Source organism: Streptomyces sp. NPDC049687 (assembly GCF_044465285.1).
Classification (GTDB): Bacteria; Actinomycetota; Actinomycetes; order Streptomycetales; family Streptomycetaceae; genus Streptomyces.
On the sequence record NZ_JBITLN010000003.1, the window covers coordinates 847,478 to 868,398 of the forward strand.

At 69.3% G+C, this 20,921-nt stretch carries 12 protein-coding genes and 3 pseudogenes; 9 read left to right on the top strand and 6 right to left on the bottom strand.

The features are described from left to right. Window positions 1-128 precede the first annotated feature (128 nt). The 5 genes from ACIBVL_RS13900 to ACIBVL_RS13920 all read left to right on the top strand — a co-directional run bounded on the left by ACIBVL_RS13900 (window position 129) and on the right by ACIBVL_RS13920 (window position 7,275). The gene (locus ACIBVL_RS13900) at window positions 129-4,244 is read left to right on the top strand and encodes a hypothetical protein (protein ID WP_399096952.1); all 4,116 of its coding nucleotides are present in this window, start codon (window positions 129-131) and stop codon (window positions 4,242-4,244) included. Between the two features lie 54 nt (window positions 4,245-4,298). Further along, window positions 4,299-4,952 (top strand): hypothetical protein, encoded by a 654-nt coding sequence (locus ACIBVL_RS13905; RefSeq protein ID WP_399096955.1) that lies wholly within the window; start codon window positions 4,299-4,301, stop codon window positions 4,950-4,952. Between the two features lie 22 nt (window positions 4,953-4,974). Continuing rightward, on the top strand, window positions 4,975-5,862 hold the full coding sequence (locus tag ACIBVL_RS13910) for a glycine betaine ABC transporter substrate-binding protein (protein ID WP_399096958.1): 888 nt from the start codon (window positions 4,975-4,977) through the stop codon (window positions 5,860-5,862). A 57-nt stretch (window positions 5,863-5,919) separates the two neighbouring features. Further along, the gene (locus ACIBVL_RS13915; protein ID WP_399096961.1) at window positions 5,920-6,279 is read left to right on the top strand and encodes a hypothetical protein; all 360 of its coding nucleotides are present in this window, start codon (window positions 5,920-5,922) and stop codon (window positions 6,277-6,279) included. A gap of 771 nt (window positions 6,280-7,050) precedes the next feature. After that, window positions 7,051-7,275, top strand: coding sequence for a hypothetical protein (locus ACIBVL_RS13920; RefSeq protein WP_399096964.1), 225 nt, complete (start codon window positions 7,051-7,053; stop codon window positions 7,273-7,275). 117 nt (window positions 7,276-7,392) lie between these two features. Here the strand turns inward: ACIBVL_RS13920 and ACIBVL_RS13925 are convergent, their stop codons facing one another. The 3 genes and pseudogenes from ACIBVL_RS13925 to ACIBVL_RS13935 form a co-directional block, all read right to left on the bottom strand. Further along, entirely contained in the window at window positions 7,393-8,814 is a 1,422-nt protein-coding gene (locus tag ACIBVL_RS13925) for an ATP-binding protein (protein WP_399096967.1), read from the bottom strand. Between the two features lie 238 nt (window positions 8,815-9,052). Next, a pseudogene (locus ACIBVL_RS13930) lies at window positions 9,053-9,208 on the bottom strand (VapC toxin family PIN domain ribonuclease); the annotation flags it as partial. Window positions 9,209-9,371: 163 nt separating this feature from the next. Continuing rightward, window positions 9,372-10,334, bottom strand: coding sequence for a LysR family transcriptional regulator (locus ACIBVL_RS13935; protein ID WP_399096970.1), 963 nt, complete (start codon window positions 10,332-10,334; stop codon window positions 9,372-9,374). 144 nt (window positions 10,335-10,478) lie between these two features. Here ACIBVL_RS13935 and ACIBVL_RS13940 point away from each other — a divergent pair, with 144 nt between their 5' ends. Continuing rightward, a complete protein-coding gene (locus ACIBVL_RS13940; RefSeq protein ID WP_399096974.1) occupies window positions 10,479-13,778 on the top strand; it encodes a S8 family serine peptidase in 3,300 nt (1,099 codons plus the stop codon). Between the two features lie 2,086 nt (window positions 13,779-15,864). Further along, window positions 15,865-16,326: an endonuclease domain-containing protein gene (locus tag ACIBVL_RS13945; RefSeq protein ID WP_399096977.1), complete on the top strand. Its 462-nt coding sequence runs from the start codon at window positions 15,865-15,867 to the stop codon at window positions 16,324-16,326. Between the two features lie 187 nt (window positions 16,327-16,513). Here the strand turns inward: ACIBVL_RS13945 and ACIBVL_RS13950 are convergent, their stop codons facing one another. Continuing rightward, window positions 16,514-17,320 (bottom strand): hypothetical protein, encoded by an 807-nt coding sequence (locus ACIBVL_RS13950; protein WP_399096980.1) that lies wholly within the window; start codon window positions 17,318-17,320, stop codon window positions 16,514-16,516. Window positions 17,321-17,646: 326 nt separating this feature from the next. Beyond that, window positions 17,647-18,123 (bottom strand): annotated as a pseudogene (locus ACIBVL_RS13955) (tyrosine-type recombinase/integrase); the annotation flags it as partial. A gap of 9 nt (window positions 18,124-18,132) precedes the next feature. Here ACIBVL_RS13955 and ACIBVL_RS13960 point away from each other — a divergent pair. Both ACIBVL_RS13960 and ACIBVL_RS13965 read left to right on the top strand, forming a co-directional pair. Next, window positions 18,133-18,429 (top strand): annotated as a pseudogene (locus ACIBVL_RS13960) (tyrosine-type recombinase/integrase); the annotation flags it as partial. A 435-nt stretch (window positions 18,430-18,864) separates the two neighbouring features. After that, window positions 18,865-19,284, top strand: coding sequence for a hypothetical protein (locus ACIBVL_RS13965; RefSeq protein ID WP_399096983.1), 420 nt, complete (start codon window positions 18,865-18,867; stop codon window positions 19,282-19,284). 851 nt (window positions 19,285-20,135) lie between these two features. On the opposite strand, the gene ACIBVL_RS13970 is transcribed toward ACIBVL_RS13965, so the two are convergent. Further along, window positions 20,136-20,429 carry a hypothetical protein gene (locus tag ACIBVL_RS13970; protein ID WP_399096986.1) on the bottom strand — a complete coding sequence of 98 codons (294 nt, stop codon included), beginning with the start codon at window positions 20,427-20,429 and terminating at the stop codon, window positions 20,136-20,138. Window positions 20,430-20,921 lie beyond the last annotated feature (492 nt).

The following is a 20,921-nucleotide window of genomic DNA, read 5'->3' on the forward strand; positions in this document are numbered from 1 at the left end:
CAAGTTTCCGTGAGAGGGGCCCGCTCTCCGGTCGTCCGCCGCCTTGTGAAAGCGACCGCCCGTGCGCCTGCGATTGCCCGTGCCCCAGAGAACCCTCCTTTTCCTTTCGGCACAGGCGAGGTGGCGGCGTGGGGAGGCCTGAGCGGCCGGTGGATCCGGACGCCGGGCCCGTACAGCGCTTCGCGCACGAGCTGCGGGCACTGCGCGGGGAGGCCGGCTCCCCCTCGTACCGTGTGATGGCCCAGCGGGCCCGCTTCTCCGTGACCGCCCTCTCCCGTGCCGCCTCCGGCGAGCGGCTGCCGTCCTCGGCCGTGGTGCGCGCCTACGCGCAGGCCTGCGGCGCCGATCCGGACGTATGGGAACGGCGCTGGCAGGCGGCGGCCGACGAGACGGTGGCGTGCGAAGGCCGGGAGGGGGAGTCGCCGTACCAGGGCCTCGCCCGGTTCGAGCCCGGCGACCGGGAGCTGTTCTTCGGCCGGGAGCGGCTGGTGGAGGACACCCTGCGGCTGGTGCGGGAGCACCGGTTCGCCGTGCTGCTCGGCGCGTCCGGCAGCGGCAAGTCCTCGCTGCTGCGGGCCGGGCTGATGCCCCGGCTGGAGACCGTGGTGCGGGAGAAGGGCTGCGACGCGCGCCTCCGGCTGATCACCCCGGGCGCCCGGCCCTTCGCCACCCATGACGCGTTACTCGCCCCCGGCCGGGACGGGCCCGAACGGTGGGTCGTCGTAGACCAGTTGGAGGAGATCTTCACGCTGTGCCGGAACCGGGCGGACCGCTGGCGGTTCGTCGACCGGCTCCTGGCCGCCCGGGAGGCCTCCGCCGGACTGCGGGTGATCGTCGCGGTGGGCCAGAACTTCTACGGCCGCTGCACCGAACACCCCGAACTCGCCGAGGCGCTGCGCCACCACAGCCTGATCGTCCGGCCGATGTCCCGGACGGAATTGCGGGAAGCAGTGGTCAGACCGGCCGCCGCGGCGGGCCTCAGGGTGGAGCGCGAACTCACCGCACGAATCGTCGAGGAGGTCGCCGACCGGCCCGGCGCGCTGCCGATGCTCTCGCACGCACTGCGGGAGACCTGGCGGCGCCGGCGCGGCGGCGTGCTCACGCTCGCCGGATACGAGGCGACCGGCGGGGTCCACGGGGCGATCGCCGCGGCGGCCGAGGAGGTGTACGGACGGCTCTCCCCGGCCCAGGCCGAGACCGCCCGACGGCTCTTACTGGCCCTGGTCAGCCCGGGCGACGGCACCCCCGACACCCGCCGCCCGGTCCGCCGCGCGGACTTGCGCGAGTGGCCGGACCCCGAGGTGCCCACGGTGCTGCCACGACTGGAACGGGCCCGGCTGGTCACCCTCGACGAGGAGCACGTCGAACTCGCCCACGAGGCCCTGATCACCGGCTGGCCCCGGTTACAGGGGTGGATCGAGGAGAACCGCGAGCGGCTGCGCCAGCACCGCCATCTCGGCGAGGCCGCACGGATCTGGCAGGAGCACGACCGAGACCCCGGCACCCTGTACCGGGGCGTCCGGCTCGCCGTGGCCGACGCGTTGTTCACCCGCGACCGCCACGACGACGATCTCACCGCCACGGAACGGGCCTTCCTCAGCGCCTCCCGCGTCGACCACGCCATGGGACGCTGGACCGCCGCCCGGATGCGCCGGCTGACCCGCGGCCTGGTCGTCGCCCTCTCCGTCGTCGTGGCCGGAGCGCTGACCACCGGTCGGGCCGCCTGGGAGCAGAGCGCCACGGCCGAGCGGGAACACACCCGGGCCGTCGCCCGCCAGGCCGCCGCCCTCGCGGGCCGCGCGAAGCCGACCGACCCCCGCACGAGCGCCCTGCTCAGCATCGCCGCCTGGCGGCTCGCCCCGCTGCCCGAGAGCCGCGCGGCCCTGCTCGACGCCCTGGCCGCACCCGAACGCGACGCCTTCACCGCGCCGGTGCGGGGCGACGGCACACCGGTCTTCCTCACCGACTCCGGGCGCACCCTGCTCAGTGCCGGCGCCGGCCGGTGGACCGCCTGGGACGTCACGACCCACCGCCGCACCGGTTCCGGACGGCTGCCGGACCTCCCGGTCACGGCGGTCGGCCCCGACGGCCGCACCCTCGCCCTGGCCGACGCCACCGGGCAGCGCCTGTGGCGGCTGTCCTCCGGCTACCTTCCGGCCGCCTCCGGTCCGGTCCTCGGCTTCGGGACCGGCGGGCACAGTTACGTCGTCGTCGGCGGGAGCGGCACACAACTGCGCTCACTCGCCGACGACCACGTCCTCTTCGAGCGCGGCACGGCTCCCGGCACCCGGCTGATCCCCGGCGGGGACGACCGCCTGGTGGCCGCCTGCCGGACCGGGGACCCGCTCACGCTGTGGGACACCGCCGGGCGGCGCGCGCTGCCCGGGGGATGGGGGACGGCCGGCTCTCCCGACTGCTCACCCACGACGGTGACCTTCAGCCCGGACGGCCACCGCCTCGCCGCCGTCCTGGACACCGGCATCCGCGTCTGGGACACCGGCTCGGGAAGACAACTCGCCCACCTCACCGCCCCGGACGACGTCCAGCACCTGGCCTTCACCCTCGACGGAACGTTCCTGGCGGCAGCGGGCCGAACGGACGTCGGCGTCTGGCGCCTGCCCACCCGGGCGGCTCCGGCGGCGCCCGCGGCTCCGGGGGACCCGGCGGCTCCGGCGGTCCCGGATGCGGCCTACGACCCGGATGCGGCCTACGACCCGGATGCGGCCTACGACCCGGAGACGGCTCCCGCCCCGGAAACCCCGCCCGTCCCGGTGTTCCGCCGCTCGCCGACCGACGCGCCCGTCACCGCCCTGGCCTGGGATCCGGTCACCCCCACCCTCCGCTATCTGTCCGCCGGCACCGTCCACTCCCTCGACCTCACGGCCCCGCTCACCGCCCGCTGGCCGGCCCGACCGGCCGCCCTGCGGCTCCTGAGCCCGGACGGCCGCCTCCTGGCCGGCGCCGAACGCACCGCCGACGGCTACCGCTTCCAACTGCGCGACACCCGCACCGGCCACGTCGTGGCCCAACCACCGCCGGTGCGGGTGTCGGGGGCCGACCGACCCCTGATGACGTTCAGCCCCGACGGCAAGGCCTTCGCCTACGGCGTCCGGGGCGCGGCCCCCTTCGTCGTCTGGGACGTGCCGGGTCACCGGCAACGGGCCGCGCTCCGCCTCGGCTCCGCGGTCCGGTCGATCGCGTTGACGCCCCACGGCCGCGACCTGCTGGTCTCCCACCGGCCGACGGCCACCCGCCCGCTCGCCGGAGAGGTGTGGGACACCGCCCGCGGCACCCGCACCGCCGAGCCGGCCGCCCTGGCCTCGGCGCTGAAGGGGGCATTGAGCTCGGGGTTCTCCGGCCGGCCCGCCGCCCTGCCCTTCGGGTCGGACGCCGAGGTGCCGTTCGCCGACGGGGACCGCCCCGCCGTCCTCGCGCTCAGTGCCGACGGCAGCCATCTGGCGACCGGCGGCGCCTTCGGCACCGTCTCCGTATGGGAGGGCACCTCGGTACGGCACCGCGCCGCCGTCCTCCCGGCGGTCCCCGCCGCGGCCGACTGCGCCCCCTGCGCCCGGGTCACCGCCCTCGCCTTCAGCCCCGACGGCCGCACCCTGGCCGTGGGATACGGCTCGGGCGCGCTCCGGCTCTGGGACACCGCGACCCGCCAGCCCCTCGGCGGCAGCCTCAACACCCCCGGCGACGCGATCAGTTCGCTCGCCTTCAGCGCCGACGGGAGATCGGTGCACGCCGGCGGCGTCCACGTCCCCGTCCAGACGTACGCCATCGATCCCGCGCGGGTCGTCGCCCAGCTCTGCGCCCGCGCTGGTACGACCCTCACCCGCTCGGAATGGCACACCTACCTCCCCGAGGTGCCCTACCGCCGCCTCTGCCCACAGCCACCCGCTCCCGCGGCCTCCTCCCCGGCGGCCCCCGTTCCCGTGGCCCCCACACCGGCCGCCCCCACACCGGCCGCCCCCACACCGGCCTCCTCCGCTCCTGCGGCTCTCACACGGGCGGCCTCCACCCCGGCGGGCAATGCGGCACCCCCGCGAACCCGGGCCGCCGCCCCGGACCGCCGGTCGGCGGCTCGCGCCCCTCGCACGTCGGTTGTTTACCCCCCTGACCTGCATTGCTCAACAATTCCGCACCCCCGAGTGTGTTCGCTGAACGGTCCGCCGCACCGCCCATCCACCCCCCGGTATGGCGCGGTGCGCGGCGGTGACCGCGCCGGCCCTCCCACCCCATGAGGGCCGGCGAAACACCCCCCATCCAGCGTTTCGCATTCCCCCAGGGAGTTCTCGATGGAATTCGCGCGTCGCAAGAACGGTTCCGCCCCGCGCTTCTCCCGCACGGCCGGGGCGGTCGCCGCCCTCACCCTCGGCGCCACGGCGCTGGCCGCCCCGCAGTCCGCGTTCGCCGCCGACAGCCCCACCACCCGGCAGTTGCTGGAGCAGTGCGGCACGAGGTCGGTCGACCTCTGCGAGTTCCACCCGACGAGCTACTGGACGTACACCGGCCCGAAGCACCAGGTCGGCACCACCGCGTACAACTGCGGCAGCCAGACCAACCAGCACCGCATCGACTGGGCGGACACCACCGGCGCCACCAACTCGGTCGGCGTCGCCATCACCGCGACCGTCGGGTTCTGGAAGGTCTACGAGGCGTCCGTCCAGGTCAGCTACGGCCACTCCTGGGAGGTGTCGCACACCGACACCGAGAGCAACACGCTCAACATCCCGGCCGGCTCCAAGGGCTGGATCGAGCGCGGCACCGCCAAGCAGCAGGCCGAGGGCTGGTACGAGCTCCACTTCCCGAAGCGCTACTACGGTCACTACATCTGGTACGTCAACAACTACAAGTCGTCCGGTTTCAACAAGGACAACCCCAAGGCCGGTTACGTCAACTTCAGGGACGCGAAGATGACTTCCGGCGAGTGGAACGCGCACTGCCGCTGAGCGCGGGGCGGTCCATCCCGTGATGTCATCCCTGCATCCCCCACTGCGCGCCCTCGTCCTCGCCCTCACCCTCTGCTCGCTCCTCGCGCTCTCCGCCTGCGGGACCGAGCCGAACGGCCAGGGCACGACCAGCGTGTACGCGGACGCCCAGGGCCCGGCGGTGATCGGCACCGACAGCTCCGCCGAGAGCCGGGTCATGGCGGCCCTCTACGGCGAACTCCTCACCGCCGCGGGGGTCGAGGTGAGGACGGCGACCACCGTCTACGCCTCGCCCGTCGACACCGCCCGTGCCGTGGTCGAGGGCGAGATCGGCCTCGCGCCGGCCTACGAGAGCACCCTGCTGCGGGCGCTGCCGGGCGGCCAGACGATGCCGGGCGACATGGCGGCGACGCTCAGCATGGCGCTGCCCCCGGGCATCGTCGCGCTGCCGCCGGCCGCCGCCGAGCGCGGTGTCGTCCTCGCCGTCACCCGGGCCACCGCCCGGCGCCACGGGCTGAGCGGCCTCACCGACCTCGGCGGGACCGGCGGCCGCCTCACCCTGGGCGGTTCCGCCTCCGGCGACCCGGACGCCCCGACCGCCGGCACGCTGAAGAAGGCCTACGGCGTCACACTCACCCCCGCCGACACATCGGCGACCGCCGACGTCCTGGTCCTGCGCGGCACGGACCCCGTCATCGCCCGCGATCATCTGGTCGTCCTCAGCGACCCCGACGAGGTCGTCCCGCCCGAGCACGTCTTCCCCCTGGCCGCCGCCCCCTACGCGGGCCTCGCCGCCCGCAAGGCGCTGGCCCGTGTCAACTCCGAGCTGACGACGGGACAACTGGCCGCGCTCACCTCCTCGGTGGCCGCCGGCGAGACCCCCGCCCGGGCCGCCAGGAACTGGCTGCGCTCCGAGGGCCTGCTCGGCTGAACCCCACCCCACCCAACCCCACCCCACACCCCTGAACGAAAGGCCGGTGCCCCTCCCATGCACGCTCTCCGCCGCAAGGCCACCCTGGCCGCCCTCGCCGTGAGTGCCGTCCTCGGCACCCTGGCGATCCCCGCGACGGCCCACGCCGACGGCGTCGCGGCCACCCAGATCGAGCTCTGCAACGACTCCCCCGTGCAGATCAGGTTCTGGGTGAAGGGCTACAACCAGTTCAACGACTGGGACGACTCCCCGGTCTGGACGGCCAACGCGCACACCTGCGCCACCGGCTGGAACTACTGGTGGAAGAAGAACGCGTCGGTCGAGCTCCACTACAAGCGCGGTGACGCCGCCTGGACGTGGAAGCAGGCGTACGTCCCGCGCACCAACAGCGACCGGACGACGCTGCGGCTGTCGTAGCGCACGAAACCGGTCCCCCGCCGAGCCCACTCCCGGCGGGGGACCGCCCTCCGTCATGCCTTCTCCTCGGTCGCACTTCGAGGCCCCGGCCCGCGGCCCGCTGCCCGCCCCGCCCGAGCATGACGACCTCTACCGGGCCATGCTCCGGTCCGGTCCGGCGGCTGTTCCGGCGTCGGCGCCGGGTGCGGATGACGACTGACCTGGAGCTGGGGCCGTCTCGTGGTGCTCGACTCCTCACCGCGCCCGCCGTGAGCCGCACTCGCGGCTCGGCGAACCTCTGCCCGGGCAACTGATGGGTGGCTGAATATGGTCCCGTCGAAGTGCTCGTCGGTGATGTCTTCGAGCCTGGCGACTTCGGCGGTCCCGACGTTCGCGACCAGCACGTCGATCCGGCGGCCGTCGCCCCGCACGGTGCCGTGGCGAGTCCGATGGCTGAACCGTCAGGGGCGAACGGGTCACCACGGCGCCTCCGGGGCCAGGTACCACTGCGACTGGCCAACTATCGCTGCAGTCACATCGACGGGGTACCCGGCTTGATGCTTGAATCGAACACATGAACGAACCACAGCTCGCTGAGGAAGAGACGGGGACCGTGCGACACGACCGGCTTCATGAGCGAGCGGCGGTCTCCGCCTGGCCGCGGGAGGCACGCTCGGCGTCGACGGACGCGCAACCGGGGGCGTGCGCCTGCTGCCGCCCCGACACCGGGCTGGGGATCCTCGAATGACGGGCCGGAGTGCGGGGCCGTACATCCCGGATGATCCTGAAGGCATGTTCGGACCGATCCGTGTGATCGTGCATCCACCGTCGCCTTCGGGCGGCCGGCGTGTGCGCGTGGACGGCGAGATCCTCGGCCTGGCGCACAACGTGGTGGACCTCACCGAGTTCCTCCGCCGAGCCGGACTGGAGATCGACCCGGCGGAAGTCGCAGAGGCGCCATGGATCGACTGGCGCGGCGTGGGGCCGGAGCACTGGGGCCCGGAGACGGACACCTGATCCACGGCTGGGCGAACCTCACGCAGGCAGCGCGTCGGACACCGGGCGTCTTCGTCTGGGGGGTTCGGGATCGATAGCCGTGTCCTGACCTGCGGCGGAATGGAGCTCAGTTCCTGCTCATGCCCTGCGCCAAGCGCCGAGCAGTGCCTCGGGGCCGTACACCGCCTGAAGGCCGGAACAACCGACCCCGTTGCGGGAGACCGCCACGAGCGGTACCGGCTCGTCGGTGATCGCTGCCCGGTGCTTCTGCAGTGCGGCCAGGTCGTGGCTGTCGAACGCGGAGTTCTCCAGCCACTTGACCGAGCCGAGAAAGAGCAACTGCTTGGCCACCGGCTGCCGGTCGGCGCCCACCAAGTCGATTTCGATGTCGTTGCCGCGGGTCCAGTACCCGCCGATCGCCGGGGCGGCGGGCAGGGGCCCGTCCGGGAGGAGGCGGGCGAGGGATTCCCGGACCAGGGGCTCGATCGCGCGGCCCCGCCAGCTCGTCCACTGCTCCTTGATCCGGCTCAGGGTGAGGTCCCCCCGCATCCGCTCGATCTCCGCCATGTGCGGATCCAGAAACGCGAGCCAGAAGCGCAGGTAGGGGTCGGCCACCCGGTAGCGGCGTTCCTTCGACGGCCTCAGCGAGAGCGGCAGCTCGGCGGCCACGACCCTTTTCTCGGTCAGGACGTCAGTGGCTCGGGTGAGAGTGGTGTGGGCGATGCCGCCCGCCGCGCGAGCGATGTTGGTGAAGGTTCGCTCCCCGGATCCGATGGCCCGCAGGACCTCCCTGCTCATCGCCTGCGGAGGAAACTCCGCCGCAAGTGAGCGTTCGGCGGAGACGAGCAGCGCCGAGATCGGGTTGTCCAGCGAGTCGCGGAGGAACTCCCAGACATCAGCTCCGGGCCGCCACTCGGCGCAGATCAGTGGAAGACCGCCGGTGATCAGAGCGGCGTCGAACGAGGCCGCCGGAGGCAGGTCGAGCATCTCGCCGATGTCGGCCGGGTTCAGGGGCCCAACGACCATCTCGCGGCCCCGCTGGTGGAAGGGGCGGTCGTAGCTGTTCAGCGCCTCCATCATCGACAGGTCGGACCCGACCAGGAGGAGAACGACCGGCTTGCGGCTGAGCAGGCGGTCCCATGCCCGTTGCAGCATGCCCTCGAAGGCGTCGACACGGTCCATGAGGTACGGAACCTCGTCGATGACGACCACGCTCGGGCTGTCGTCGGGCAGGATCTCCGCAAGCAGCCTGAATGCCGCGTTCCACTGCGCCGGGGTCTCCTCCGAGAACAGTCCCCGCTCCGGCAGGGTGGATCTGGCGACGGCGTCGAGCAGCTCCGACAATTCGTCCTGCGCTGTGCCACCCGCCGCGGTGAAGAAGAGGTACGGCGTCCCGGTACGCCGGAGGAACTCCTCGACGAGGCTGGACTTGCCGACCCGTCGTCTTCCCCGCATGAGGATGCACTGCCCCGGTTTCGCCGACCCGACGGCATCGCGAACCCCCTGCAAGGCGTTGCCGAGCACGCTCAGCTCGCGGTCCCGCCCGATGAAACGACGCATGGCAAAACTCCTGATGGCGATAGTATCGGCAGAGATACTATCGCCATCGATACCATCTGCCCCGGCACTGGTTCGGGAGGCGTCGGCGGGGCCTTCAGCGGCTCGCCGCGCTCCCCGCCCTCGTCGGCACCCCGGCCGCCGCTCCGGCGACGGGGACGGTGCGGTTGTGGTGGGTGGGGCTCCTGAACGGTGCTGTACGGAGGTGAACGCAACCAGAACTGCAACCATCGCCCGCCTGTTTGCCGCTCTCCGGGCCGTACCACTGGAGAGCCTGGCCGATCACTGCCGCGATGCAGGCCAAGTCGTGGTCGCGGTGCAGGAGGGTGAGCCCTTGCAGCTCGGCCGTCGCGGCGACGGCGAGATCCACCGCACCCGCGCTGCGATGCATTCCCTGTTTGATGAGAGCTTCCCTGGCGATGTACTCCACCGTGATGGCCGCACCGGTGTCGAGGGCATCGGCGAGGCTGGCGGACGTCGCTGTACGACAGGTGCTTCGCGTATCCGGCGACGATCTCCTCGGTGTCCGTCGCGAACGGCACCCCGCCGGGGCCAGAGGGTCAGAGGGGCGGGGGCAGCAGACCCCTCCCCTCCAGCCACTCCCAGTAGTCCCCCGCCCGCCGCACCTCCGCCCAGTACGCCTTCGTGAGCGCGTCGTGCAGCACCGGCGCATGCTCGGCGAGGGGACTGCCGGCCGCCCACACCAGCCGTTGCCGCACACCCATCGGGTCCCCGGCCAGCGGCCGTACGACGACACCCTCGCGCTCGGTCACCAGCGGGTGCGCGAGAGCGACCCCGTGCCCCTGCCCGACCAGCGGGAACACCACGCTCGCGCTCAGCCGCTGCACCCGGCGCGGGACGAACCCGGCCCGTCGGCAGGCGACCCGGAACTGCGCCCGCATCCGTACGTCCTTGTTCTCTCCGACGAACCAGGCCTCGCCGGAGAGGGCGGAGAGAGGGATGTCGGGGCGGGCGGCGAGCGGGTGCCGTTCGGAGATCAGCACGAAGACGGGGTCCACGGCGAGGAGGGCGTCGCTGAGCCCGGGGCGCAACGTCAGCTCGTACTCCGGGTAGTCCACGACCAGGCCGAAGTCGAGTCGGCCAGTGGCGAGCAGTTCGAGCTGCTCCTCCTCCGTGTCGCAGGTGTGCAGGGTGATCTCGGCCCGGGGGAGCAGGTGCCGCGCGGTGGTCACGAGTACGGCGGTGAGCGGGCCGGGGACCGAGCCGAGCCGCAGGGCGGTCAGGTCGGAGTCCTCGGGGCCCCGCTGCCGTACGTCACGCATGAGGTCCTCGTGTGCCGTGAGGATGCCGTGCGCGTGCGCCAGCACCATCGCGCCGAACGCCGTGGGCCGGGAGCCGCTGCCGTCCCGTACGAACAGCGAACCGCCCAACATGCGCTCGATGCGCTGGAGTTGGGCGGTCAGGGCGGGCTGGGTGAAGCCGAGGACCGCCGCGGCACGGGTGATGGAGCCGGCGTCGGCGATCGCGTTCAGGACGCGTAAGTGGCGGACCTCCAGATCCATAGCGCGATGTTATGGGCCGTTGGGAGTATCCGGAAGATCGCCTCCGACGGGACAGTCGACCGCAACCGGAGTCACCACCGGCACAGGGGAGGTCGTATGTCCCGCATGTCTCGAAAACTGGCCGGCACACTGATAACTGCCTTATTGGTCCAGGGAGTTGCGGCGGCCACGCCGGCCTCCGCCGCATCCGACACCGTCGCCGTTCCCACCTGGACCCGCGGAACCGGACCGCAGGATGCCACTACCCATCGCGTCACCCTCGTCACCGGCGACCGCGTGGATCTGTCGGGCGCCGGTGTGGCCATCGAGCCCGGACCGGGCCGCGAGGCGACGGGCTTCCAGCAGTTCGAGCGCGACGGCCACCAATACGTCGTACCGAACGACGCACTGCGCCTGGTCACCGGCGGACAGGTGGACGAGCGGCTGTTCGACGTGACGGGACTGGTCGCGGCCGGGTACGACGACGCCAGTACGGCCGAACTGCCCGTGATCGTGACGTACACCGACGCGACGCTCGGCAGCCGCAGTCTGCGCGCCGCGGACGGAGCCCGGGTGACCCGCGCCCTGCGCGCCGTCGACGGAGCGGCGGTGGCCGTGGGCAAGGAGACGGCGGGCACCTTCTGGGAAGGGGTGACCGCGGGCAGCCGTACGACCGGACTGCGCGCCGCGAGCGGTGTCGCGAAGCTGTGGCTGGACGGGAAACGGCAGGTCGCCCTGGACCGGAGTGTGCCGCAGATCGGTGCGCCGACGGCGTGGCAGGCGGGATACGACGGGCACGGCGTGACCGTCGCGGTCCTCGACACCGGGATCGACGCGACGCACCCCGACCTGGCCGCACGGGTCACGGAGGCCGTGAACTTCACGGACGCGCCCGACGCCGACGACAACGTCGGTCACGGCACGCACGTGGCGTCGACGGTCGCGGGCGGCGGCGCCAAGTACAAGGGAGTCGCGCCCGGGGCCTCGCTGATCGTCGGGAAGGTGTGCAGCGACCGCGACTGCGCCGAGTCGTCGATCCTGGCCGGAATGGAGTGGGCCGCCCCGCGCGCCAGGGTGATCAACATGAGCCTCGCCGGTGACGACACCCCCGGCCTGGACGTGTTGGAAGAGGCCGTGAACACGCTGACGGCGAAGACCGGCGCCCTCTTCGTGGTGGCCGCGGGCAACGACGGCGGCGCGGACGGCTCGGTCGACTCCCCGGCCACGGCGGACGCCGCGCTCTCCGTGGGCGCCGTCGACAAGCAGGACGTCATGGCGTCCTTTTCCAGCCGGGGCCCGCGCGAGGACGGCGCGATCAAGCCGGAGATCACCGCACCCGGCGTGGACATCGTCGCCGCCCGTGCCGCGCACGCGGGCAGCGACTACATCGAGGTCGAGCCCGGCTACACCGCCGTCTCCGGCACCTCCATGGCCACCCCGCACGTGGCCGGAGCGGCTGCCCTGCTCGCCGGACAGCACCCGAACTGGCGGGCGGCCGAGCTGAAGGCGGCACTGATGGCATCGGCGATGGCGACTCCCGGCGCGAACGTCAACGCGCAGGGCGCGGGCCGGGTCGACGTGTCCAGAGCCGTCCACCAGTCGGTCCTCGCCACACCGACGGCCCTGCCCCTGGGCACCCAGGCCGCCCCGGCGGACGACGACACACCGGTCGTCAGGACGGTGACGTACCGCAACGACGGCACGGAGCCGGTGAACCTGGACCTGGCGGCGCAGGTGAGCGGACCGGACGGCTCGCCCGCCCCGGCAGGCATGTTCACGGTCAGCCCGGAGCACGCGACCGTGCCGGCGGGCGAATCGGTCGAGGTGACGGTCACGGCCGACACGCGCGTACAGAGCGGTACGGGGGTGTTCCAGGGCGCGCTGGTGGGCACGGACACGACCACCAGAACCTCGGTCCGCGTACCCCTGACCATCACCAAGGCCACACCCACCCACAACCTGAACGTCAAGGTCATCGACCGCGCGGGCAACCCGGCCGCAAGCTACTGGACCGACATCACAAGCCTCGACGGCTCGGTCTACCGCTTCGTGTACGACCCCTCGGGCTCGGGCACGGTGGCCCTCCCGGCAGGCCGCTACACGGTGAACGCGTCGGTCGTCACACCGTCGGACGGCAGTACGACCCTGCTGGTCCGCCCCACCCTCACGGTGACCGGCGACAGCGAGATCGTCCTCGACGCGCGCAAGGCCACACCGGTCTCGGCGACCCTCCCGCGCAAGGACGCGAGTCTGCGCCTGGCGGCGGTCGGCTTCCGCCGCGAACTCACCAACGGGTTGGGCTTCGGCATGCGGGCCATCGCAGACTCCTACGACAAGCTGTTCACAGTCGCGCTGGGTGACGACGTGGGCCCGGGCGAGGGCACGCTGGTGGCGGACGTACGCGGCTTCTGGGCGAAGAAGAACGCGGAGGGCACGTACGACGACTCGCCGTACGAGTACGTCCTGGTGTGGTTCGAGCGGGGGCACCTGCCGACGAACTTCCGCCACGTGGTGCGGCAGAGCGAACTGGCGACGGTGAAGCACCAGTACTACTCGGTGACCTCGGGAGGCCAGTCGAGGGCGTTCACGCACAACTTCGGCTTCCCGCCGGAGGGCGGCAGCGCGCTGTCGGCGGGTGCCATCTGGTTCGACACCCCGGGTCGCCCCCGGACCGTCTACTACAAGGCCGACGACACGATGTGGGAGACGCGCTACAACCAGTACGCGCCCGACGGCACCTTCCAGACGCAGTTCCTGACGGACTACGAGACCTACAAGCCCGGCAAGCGCTACACGACGGAGTGGCAGAAGGCGGTACCCGGCCCGCGCTTCAGCCGCACGACGACCGTCGCCCGGGACGGCAACCGGCTGTCCTTCAACGTCCCGATGGCAGGCGACCAGGCCGGCCACACCGGCTACTCGGCGTACGACACGAGCAGGGTCGCCTTCTACCACGGCGACCAGAAACTCGTGGAGCTGGACTACCCGTGGACGGACGCCTCGGGCACGGTCCCGGCGGCCGAGGCGACCTACCGCCTGGAGTACTCCGCCGAACGCAGCGCGGCAGGCGGGGGCTTCGGGCTAGGTACGAGCATCAGCGGCTCCTGGACCTTCCGCTCGGGCGAGGTGAGCGGCGGAGAGACGGCGCTCGGCCTCTCGGCGTTCGACTTCGCGCCGGTCGTCGACCAGAACAACACAGGCGGGCTGCCGGTCGTCCCGATGCGGCTGGTACGACAGCCGGGGGCGGCTGCTTCGGCGGTGCGGTCGGTGTCGGTGGAGGTGTCCTACGACGACGGGAAGAGCTGGCGGAAGGCGCGCTTGGCGAAGACCGGGCGGGACGCGTGGGTGATGCCGCTGCCTGGACGGCCCGTGTCCGGGGGGTATGTGTCGCTGCGGGCGAGTGCGGAGTTCGCGGATGGGGGAGCGGTGGAGTACCGCGTGATCCGAGGGTACCGGGTGGGGTGAGGGGCTGATGCGGTTGCTGGAGGGCGGCTCAGCCCAGCGCGTCCATCAGGACGGTATCCCGTCAGATGCTGTGGCTCCGCACAGTCTGCGCCGGTCGCCCCATAGGGCGTGAGCGTGCGTCTCCCCTGCTTGATGGCGTGTCCTAAATGTCGCCTATAAATGCAACCGAAACAGTAACCAGGGCACGCCGAAGAGTCGGACCGCAATGAGCGGTCCGACTCTTCGTTTCGCCTGTTCAGGCGGCTGCGGAGGATACGAGATTCGAACTCGTGAGGGGTTGCCCCCAACACGCTTTCCAACTGTCCGCGTGGCCGTACGGGGGCGTCCGTGGGGGTTCACGGGGCAGGTCAGGCGGGGTGCGCGTACGGCGGTGAACGGTGGCGGCCGTCAGCGCGCTGGACAAAGACCAGGACAACGAGCGCCGTTGTCAGACCTTCTGAGCAGGCGGTTCGATCCGTCCCCCGCGTGCCCGTGGCCGGTGTAGTCCTGGCGCCCTTCGAGGACGACAGGGGGCGCGGCTGAGGCTGTTGAGACATCTAGCCTCGCTAGTACTAGCTAGAACTGGGCGATGATTCAGGCCACGAGGAACTCATGTTCTTCAAGAAGGCCCTGAAAAGGCTGCCGGCACCCCCCGGCAACCCAACGACGTACGTTGCGAGGCGTTTCTGAGTTCCGACCTGCCTTGGCGCGGGACCTTGCACGTATCCGTGTGCCCTGATAGCCGCGATCAGCAAGGATGACGTCTTGACCAGCGAAGGTTGCAGTCGAGGAGCCACTCCCCTTTCGCCGACGCAGTCGCTGGACCCATAGACAACTAAACTCCCCTCTTACGCTGGAAGCGGGCGCTAAAAGAGGCCGTAGTGACGCGCTTCAGCGAGGAACTCGCGAGTCCCAACCCACCTTCCAGCTGTCCGCGTGGCCGTTCGGGGCGTTCGTGGAGGTTCGCGCGGCAGGTCAGACGGGGTGCGTGTACGGCGGTGAACGGTGGTGGCCGTCGGCGCACTGGACAAAGACCAGGACAAGGACAGTGCTGAACGAGACCGAGGAGACTAGCGCGACCTGGGTCCCGGAGCGCAGGTGGGGGAGCGCTCGCCTGCCACATGTAAGCCCGCCGATTTGCCTCCACTGGTAAAGATGCTGCATTTTCCAAGGTTGGCCCAACTCTGGTGCCGATTTCCGTAATCCTGCTCACGCGATTCCCTGCGGCCCTAGGATGCCTTCCGTGGAGATGTACGAAGTCGAGCGATGTGCTGCCTCCGGCGACGACTGGGTCTGCTCACGAAATTCGAAATACTACAGGATTGTGTCGTCTGTAGGGATGTGCGAGCCGCACTATAGACAGTCATTGCGCAATGAACCGTTGAGGCCCCTACGTGTTCGCCTCCAACCTGGTGCCGCATGCGTGGCGTCGGGTGACGAGTGGAAATGTGAAAAGCCGCGCAGATTTGGAGAAATGTGCTCGGGACATACCGAGCAGCGCAGGAGAGGAAAAGAATTGCGCCCGCTGAAGGCGCGGTATGTATCACCTCACGGACTATGCGAGTTTGATGGATGTGTCGAGCCTCACGACTCGAAGGGCCTATGTAAAGGACACATGCTACAACGGCGACGCGGAAAGGCGCTCACGTCTATAGGTGTATGTAAAATTGATGAATGCTCCGCGCCCCATAGTGTGAAAGGTATGTGCAGTGAGCATTACACTCAGCTCGTATCCCCGGTGAAGCCGGAATGCTATTTCGAAGGCTGCGGTAACCCCTCCACGACCCGCGGCCTGTGTGCGGCTCATTATCAACAGTGGCGCACCCGTGGGGAGCTTTCATCACTCCGTCCCGTGTTGTTTAGGGGGCATGTCGGATGCTCAATTCCGGAATGTGACCGCCCGCATAGGAGTCGCGGTCTTTGCGAAAAACACGCACTCCAGAGCTACCGTCAGGAACGCCGAGAGCGTGCCCCAAGATGCAATTTTGAGGAATGCGACAAACCTGCAATTGGCAGAGGGCTATGCACCGGGCATTATCAGCAGTGGAAGCGCGGGGAGGAGCTTCGACGGCTGCGTCCAAGGCGGGGGACCAGTGCATACAAAGAGATGGTCGCCCGGGGGGCTCTTGTATGTATTGCGTGCGGGAAGGAGTGCCCGCTATCCGAATTTTCTCCCGCAGGGAAAGGGACTAGGCGGGCGTATTGCAAGCCTTGCAATGCGCAGATTGTCAGGCTGCGGAAATACGGGATAACGATTGACCAGCTTAAGGAATTGGAAGACTTTCAAGGATACGCCTGTGCCATATGCAAATCCCAGTCAGTCAATAAAGGCAAGGGGCTAGCGGCGTGGCATATCGATCATGACCACAGTTGCTGTGGCACCTACGAGAAGGCTTGCGGAGGGTGCGTCAGAGGTTTGCTTTGTGAGTCTTGCAATGTCCGGGGCCTTGCTTGGTATGAGGCACTGCCGCCCGACTCGTCGATATCTATACCGGAATTTGAACGATATATAGCTAATCCGCCAATGAGGCGGCTCCGTGCGCTCAAGTCAGGTACCAACGACAAGTGATCCCGTAGTGAGCGGTGTATAGGACCGAAAGGGCAGTGGTGGCCCGGAATCTCCGGGCCACGCGCAGCGGGCACGTTGGTGGCTTTCAGGAGAGCAGAATTCATGACGGTGGGGGCCGTCAGTGCAGTGGAAGTAGCCACAACAGGTGGCGGGTCGAGATGGGTGGATCCGAGTCTCGACAGGGCTATCACCACTGGCAGAAGACAACAGAAGCGTCGTCGCCGGACTTGTAGCGCGGCCACCGTCGCCCGGCCGGGTCGGTGGCTTCGACCTTTCGGACGGTGGCGATCAGCTCTTGTGGTCCGCCGCCGCGAAGCGTTGTGAAGACTTCCGACCAGGTGGCCGTGCCGTACTCTCTGACCAGGCGCGATACGCCGTCGGAGAGGACGGCGGCGGCACGTACGTCCTCGGTGGGGGTGCTGCCGACAAAGGCGTGGGCTGCCGCTTCTGTGTTGGAAGCAGCGACCCAATAGCCGGTGGGCGTGTTCCGGGTCTGTCGCTGTGCGGTGACGAGCCGGCGGAGCGCTTCCCGATGCTCCGCGGTACGGGTCTCGTACCGCTCGACTTCCGCCCGTAGCTCGGGAAGGACATCGTCCACCCGCAGGTCAGTGAGCACCGTGAAGCCCCGGGCACCTTCGAACACGATGGGCGAGTCCGCCAGCACCAGGTGGTCAAGAAAACCTTGTCGCTCACGGATGATCGCCACCGTGGCCGATGGCGTTCCAGGGTTGCCGAGGTCGCATTCAGGATGCAACGCCGCCACCCGTTCGAGAGCACCCGCCAAACCGCTTGTCAGCGATGTGCCCGGGTCTGCCAGTCCGGCGACTAGCTGACTGCCGAGATGCGCCACGTACCAGGGCACGCCGTGACGGCATCCGGTGTCCAGGCCCGCCGTGCTGAGCCCGTCCAGCACAACGGCGAGAGTCGGTGTGCCGGCCGCCCAATCTTCGTTGGGGGCCGCTCCACCAGGCTGGGTGTCAATCGCGACGCGCATGATCAGCCTTCGTGTCGATACAGCGGGGTGACGCGTCGACTCTCCAGCACTTCGAGCGTCTTCGGGTCGTAACGGCACGAAATCAGGGTGGAGAACCGGCGGGTGCGAACCTTTTCCGTTCTTTGCGCGTCGGGCGCGTCAGGTGGGTGCCGGCGGTACGGCGTTCCGTCGTCCTTGTAGCCCATCGGAACGCGGGCGTGCCAACGGCCGTCCTTGCCGAAGTAGATCGCCGACCCTGCTGCCGCTCCCGCGCCGACCCCGGTGGCTGCGCCGCCGCCGCAACGGCGGCCGTGACCCGTGGGCCCCGGCGGCTACGACGACGAACGCCGCCGCCCGACCGCACGGCGAGGCTTCCGGGCACCCGTGCTTGTACCTGGGACGCAGACGGTTGCGGCGCAGCTTGAGGTACTCGTTGTCCAGGTCGACATCAGACCAGCGCAGACCGAGCTTCTCGCCCTGCCGCAGACCGAGGGCGAGGGCGAGCATCCATCGGGCGCTGTTCCGCGCTTGTTGGCTTCCAGCAGCAACCGCTGAACCTCGTCTACGGAGTAGGGCTCAACCTCTGTTTCGTCCTCTTCCATTCGTGGCGGTTTCGCCAGAGCGGCAGCGTTCTTGGCCTCGTGGCCGCGTCGCACCGCCTCACCGAGCGCGGTCCGGGCGGTGCGGTGCGCCTGGTGAGCCGTGCCGGCCTTGCGGGCCCCGTTCTTCTGCATCCGGCGGTACAGGCTTTCCAGGTGCTCGGGCTCCAAGCGGTCAAGGCGGTGCTTGCCGACACCGGGCACAAGGTGGACGCGAACGGCCACCTAGTAGCCGTGGGTGGCCCGTTGAGCCCGAAGACGGACTACCACGACTGGAAGCGGCTACTGGAGGACGCACGGGTTCGGGACGGCCGGCTTCACGACGCCCGGCACACGGCCGCCACGGTGCTCATGCTGCTCGGTGTCCCGGACCGGGTCATTGACCAGATCATGGGATGGGAGCCGGGGACCTCCGCACGGATGCGGGCGAGGTACCTGCATGTGCTCGACGTCATGTTGAAGGACGTCGCCCGGAAGATCGCCGATGCGATCTGGGGAACCCCGGAATCACCGGCTGTGGACAAAAACTAGGACAACGAGCGCTGAGACACGTCGAAGGGGCCCGCTGCGAACAGCAGGCCCCTTCGACATCGTGCCCGGTGAGGCACTGGCGGAGGATACGAGATTCGAACTCGTGAGGGGTTGCCCCCAACACGCTTTCCAACTGTGGTGGTGGGGTGTGGGGCTGCGTGCGGGGGCGTTCACCTGCGTTCATGGGCGGTCGGTCGTAGGAGTGGCTACCGGCTTCGGTCCCGTCTGAACGGCCGTGAACGGCGCTGAATGAGACGGAAAGTGAGACGGGTGGGTGTGGCAGGAGTGGTACGACGTACTGTGTCGCGGTGTCGGGGCGAGGCATCATGCACGAGATGTCGAGGGGGGATCGTGAGGGCAGGAGATCGCGAGTCAACGTCTACAACGAGGCGTACGAAGACGGTGCTCCGCCGAGCGGCAGTACACCTCGCCGCTATGCATCTGAGCGGAGCGCTGCTGCTGCTCACCTTCCTTGTGCCACCGGTCTGGGTTCTGGACGCCTACGGGGCAGCCCCGGCCAATGATCCTTCGGCGGTCGTGCCGCCTTTCATGATCTTCCTGGCTGTCGTGTTCGGCTGCGTGAGCTTCCACGTGGTGGTGCAGATCCCCTCGGGACTGCTGGGTACTTGGCTTGGTCGGAACCGTACGGCCAGCGTCAGTTACGTGCTCGTCCTGGTGGTGGCGAGTGTGCTCACGACCGTTCTTCTGTGGGGAGCCCGGGGGGCTGGCAGCGCCGCCCAAATTCTTCCATTGTGGGCCGACTTCATGGCGCGCGGCTCGTTGGCCATGGTTGCGTATGTCTGGCTGAGCCGCCGCCTCCGGACTCAGCTTGTGCAACGATCTGTTGCCAGGTAGCGACCTCAGCTTGGGAAGCTAAGGGCATTGGGGGCTTACTCCGTGGCTGACCTGCGGCTCAGCGGTCTTGGCGCATGGTGCGAGGTCGGCTGGTTCCCCGGTGTTCCCCGTACGATCTGGCACGGGTCTGGCACGACCTCTTCGTCCGGAGCTACTGACTTGAGATGGCCCGTCACAGCCGCGTATGCCCGCCCGACCTCGCCCAGGTACTGCTCCAGGCGGAAGCGAACCTCCTCGACTGGCCTGTCATCGGGGCCTGGGTACATCAGGTCGGACCAGATGACTGTCTCGCCCCGGAGTCGGACCCGAATGGTCAGCCTGTCCGGCCCTGGCTCGGGTTGCTCCTGGGTTGCCACATCCACCGCGCATGGCATATCGGTCGGATAGAGCGGTCCGCCTGGGCGGAGTAGTCGACTTGGATCGAGGCCGGCCATTCTGCTGTCGCTGCGCGCGACTACGTCGAGGCCGTCGACGAAGAGGTACGTGTGAACGGCAGCACACGTTGGCGGCCCAGGACACGCGCTGATGAGCAGTGTGCTCACCGCGGCATCGCTTTGCCCGGGCACCATGGCCCTCAGCTCGCGCGGGGACCTACGCGGCATTCGCCTGATGTGACGTCATGGGCCGATGCTAGCGGCTGGCCACGAGGCAGCAGCCAACGCGAAGATCACAAAAGTCGCTGGAGAAGGAGGGGCGTGGCCTGATCGAATTTGCACCTGCGCACACGGCTCCGGAGGGCGCTTGGCTCTTGAGGGTCATGGGCCCATGCCGTAGCGCTGAGCGCTTCTCTGTCCACAGATAGTCCACGGCGTCAGCCGGATGACGGTGCCTTCTGGCGCTCAGGTGATCCGCTACTGGATGACCTCGTAGATCTCCTTGTAGCCGGATGCCGCGTTGTTGTTAAACGTGTCGATCAGTGACTGCGCGTTCTCGTCTGGATTCACGAAGAAAGATCGCTCCAAGGTGAAGTACTGGTCGAGGCTATCGAATTCCCATTGGCAGACGACTGTATCCATGGGACCGGCGTAATCGACGTAAATTCGCCGGTTCGTGTACCCGGCCTCTTCAAACACCTTGGTGAGGGTTTCGAACGCCGCCACGATCTCCGGCGCTTTCCCGCGTTCAGCTTGGTAGACTTCGCGCATCATGTACATGGTGTGACTCCGTCTTCCCGCTTGAGCAGTAATTAACTCGTCGAGAGCATAATCTCATGCTAACTCGCCCAAATGTCGCTCGCATGCCAAGTGCTGTGGCCCGAGATCAAGCGCTTCCCGTGCTCCCGCCATCGCCATGTGCATGCCCGCGCGGGTGGTGTGGAGAGGCTTGGGGACACACCTCGATGCGAACTACGGGCGGGGCGGTCGCTGAGGTCTGCTCGGCAGGTCAGTCGGCCGTCGGAGGCTGGTGGCGGACGGCTACGGTTGCCGCGGTTGCTGTACTTCCTTGCTGTACAGCACGCTTCGCCGCCGCGTTCTGGACATGAGCCTCACGCCGCAGCCGACGCTCATAGTCCGCGATCTGTAGGGGTACGGGCCTGCTAGTCGCAGCTCGGATAAGCCGCTCGTGCTCCCGATCCCCCAAGAAAGGGCCGTTCCCGCCGAGCGTTGGCCGTTAGCCGGCGGGACGACCGATGTCCT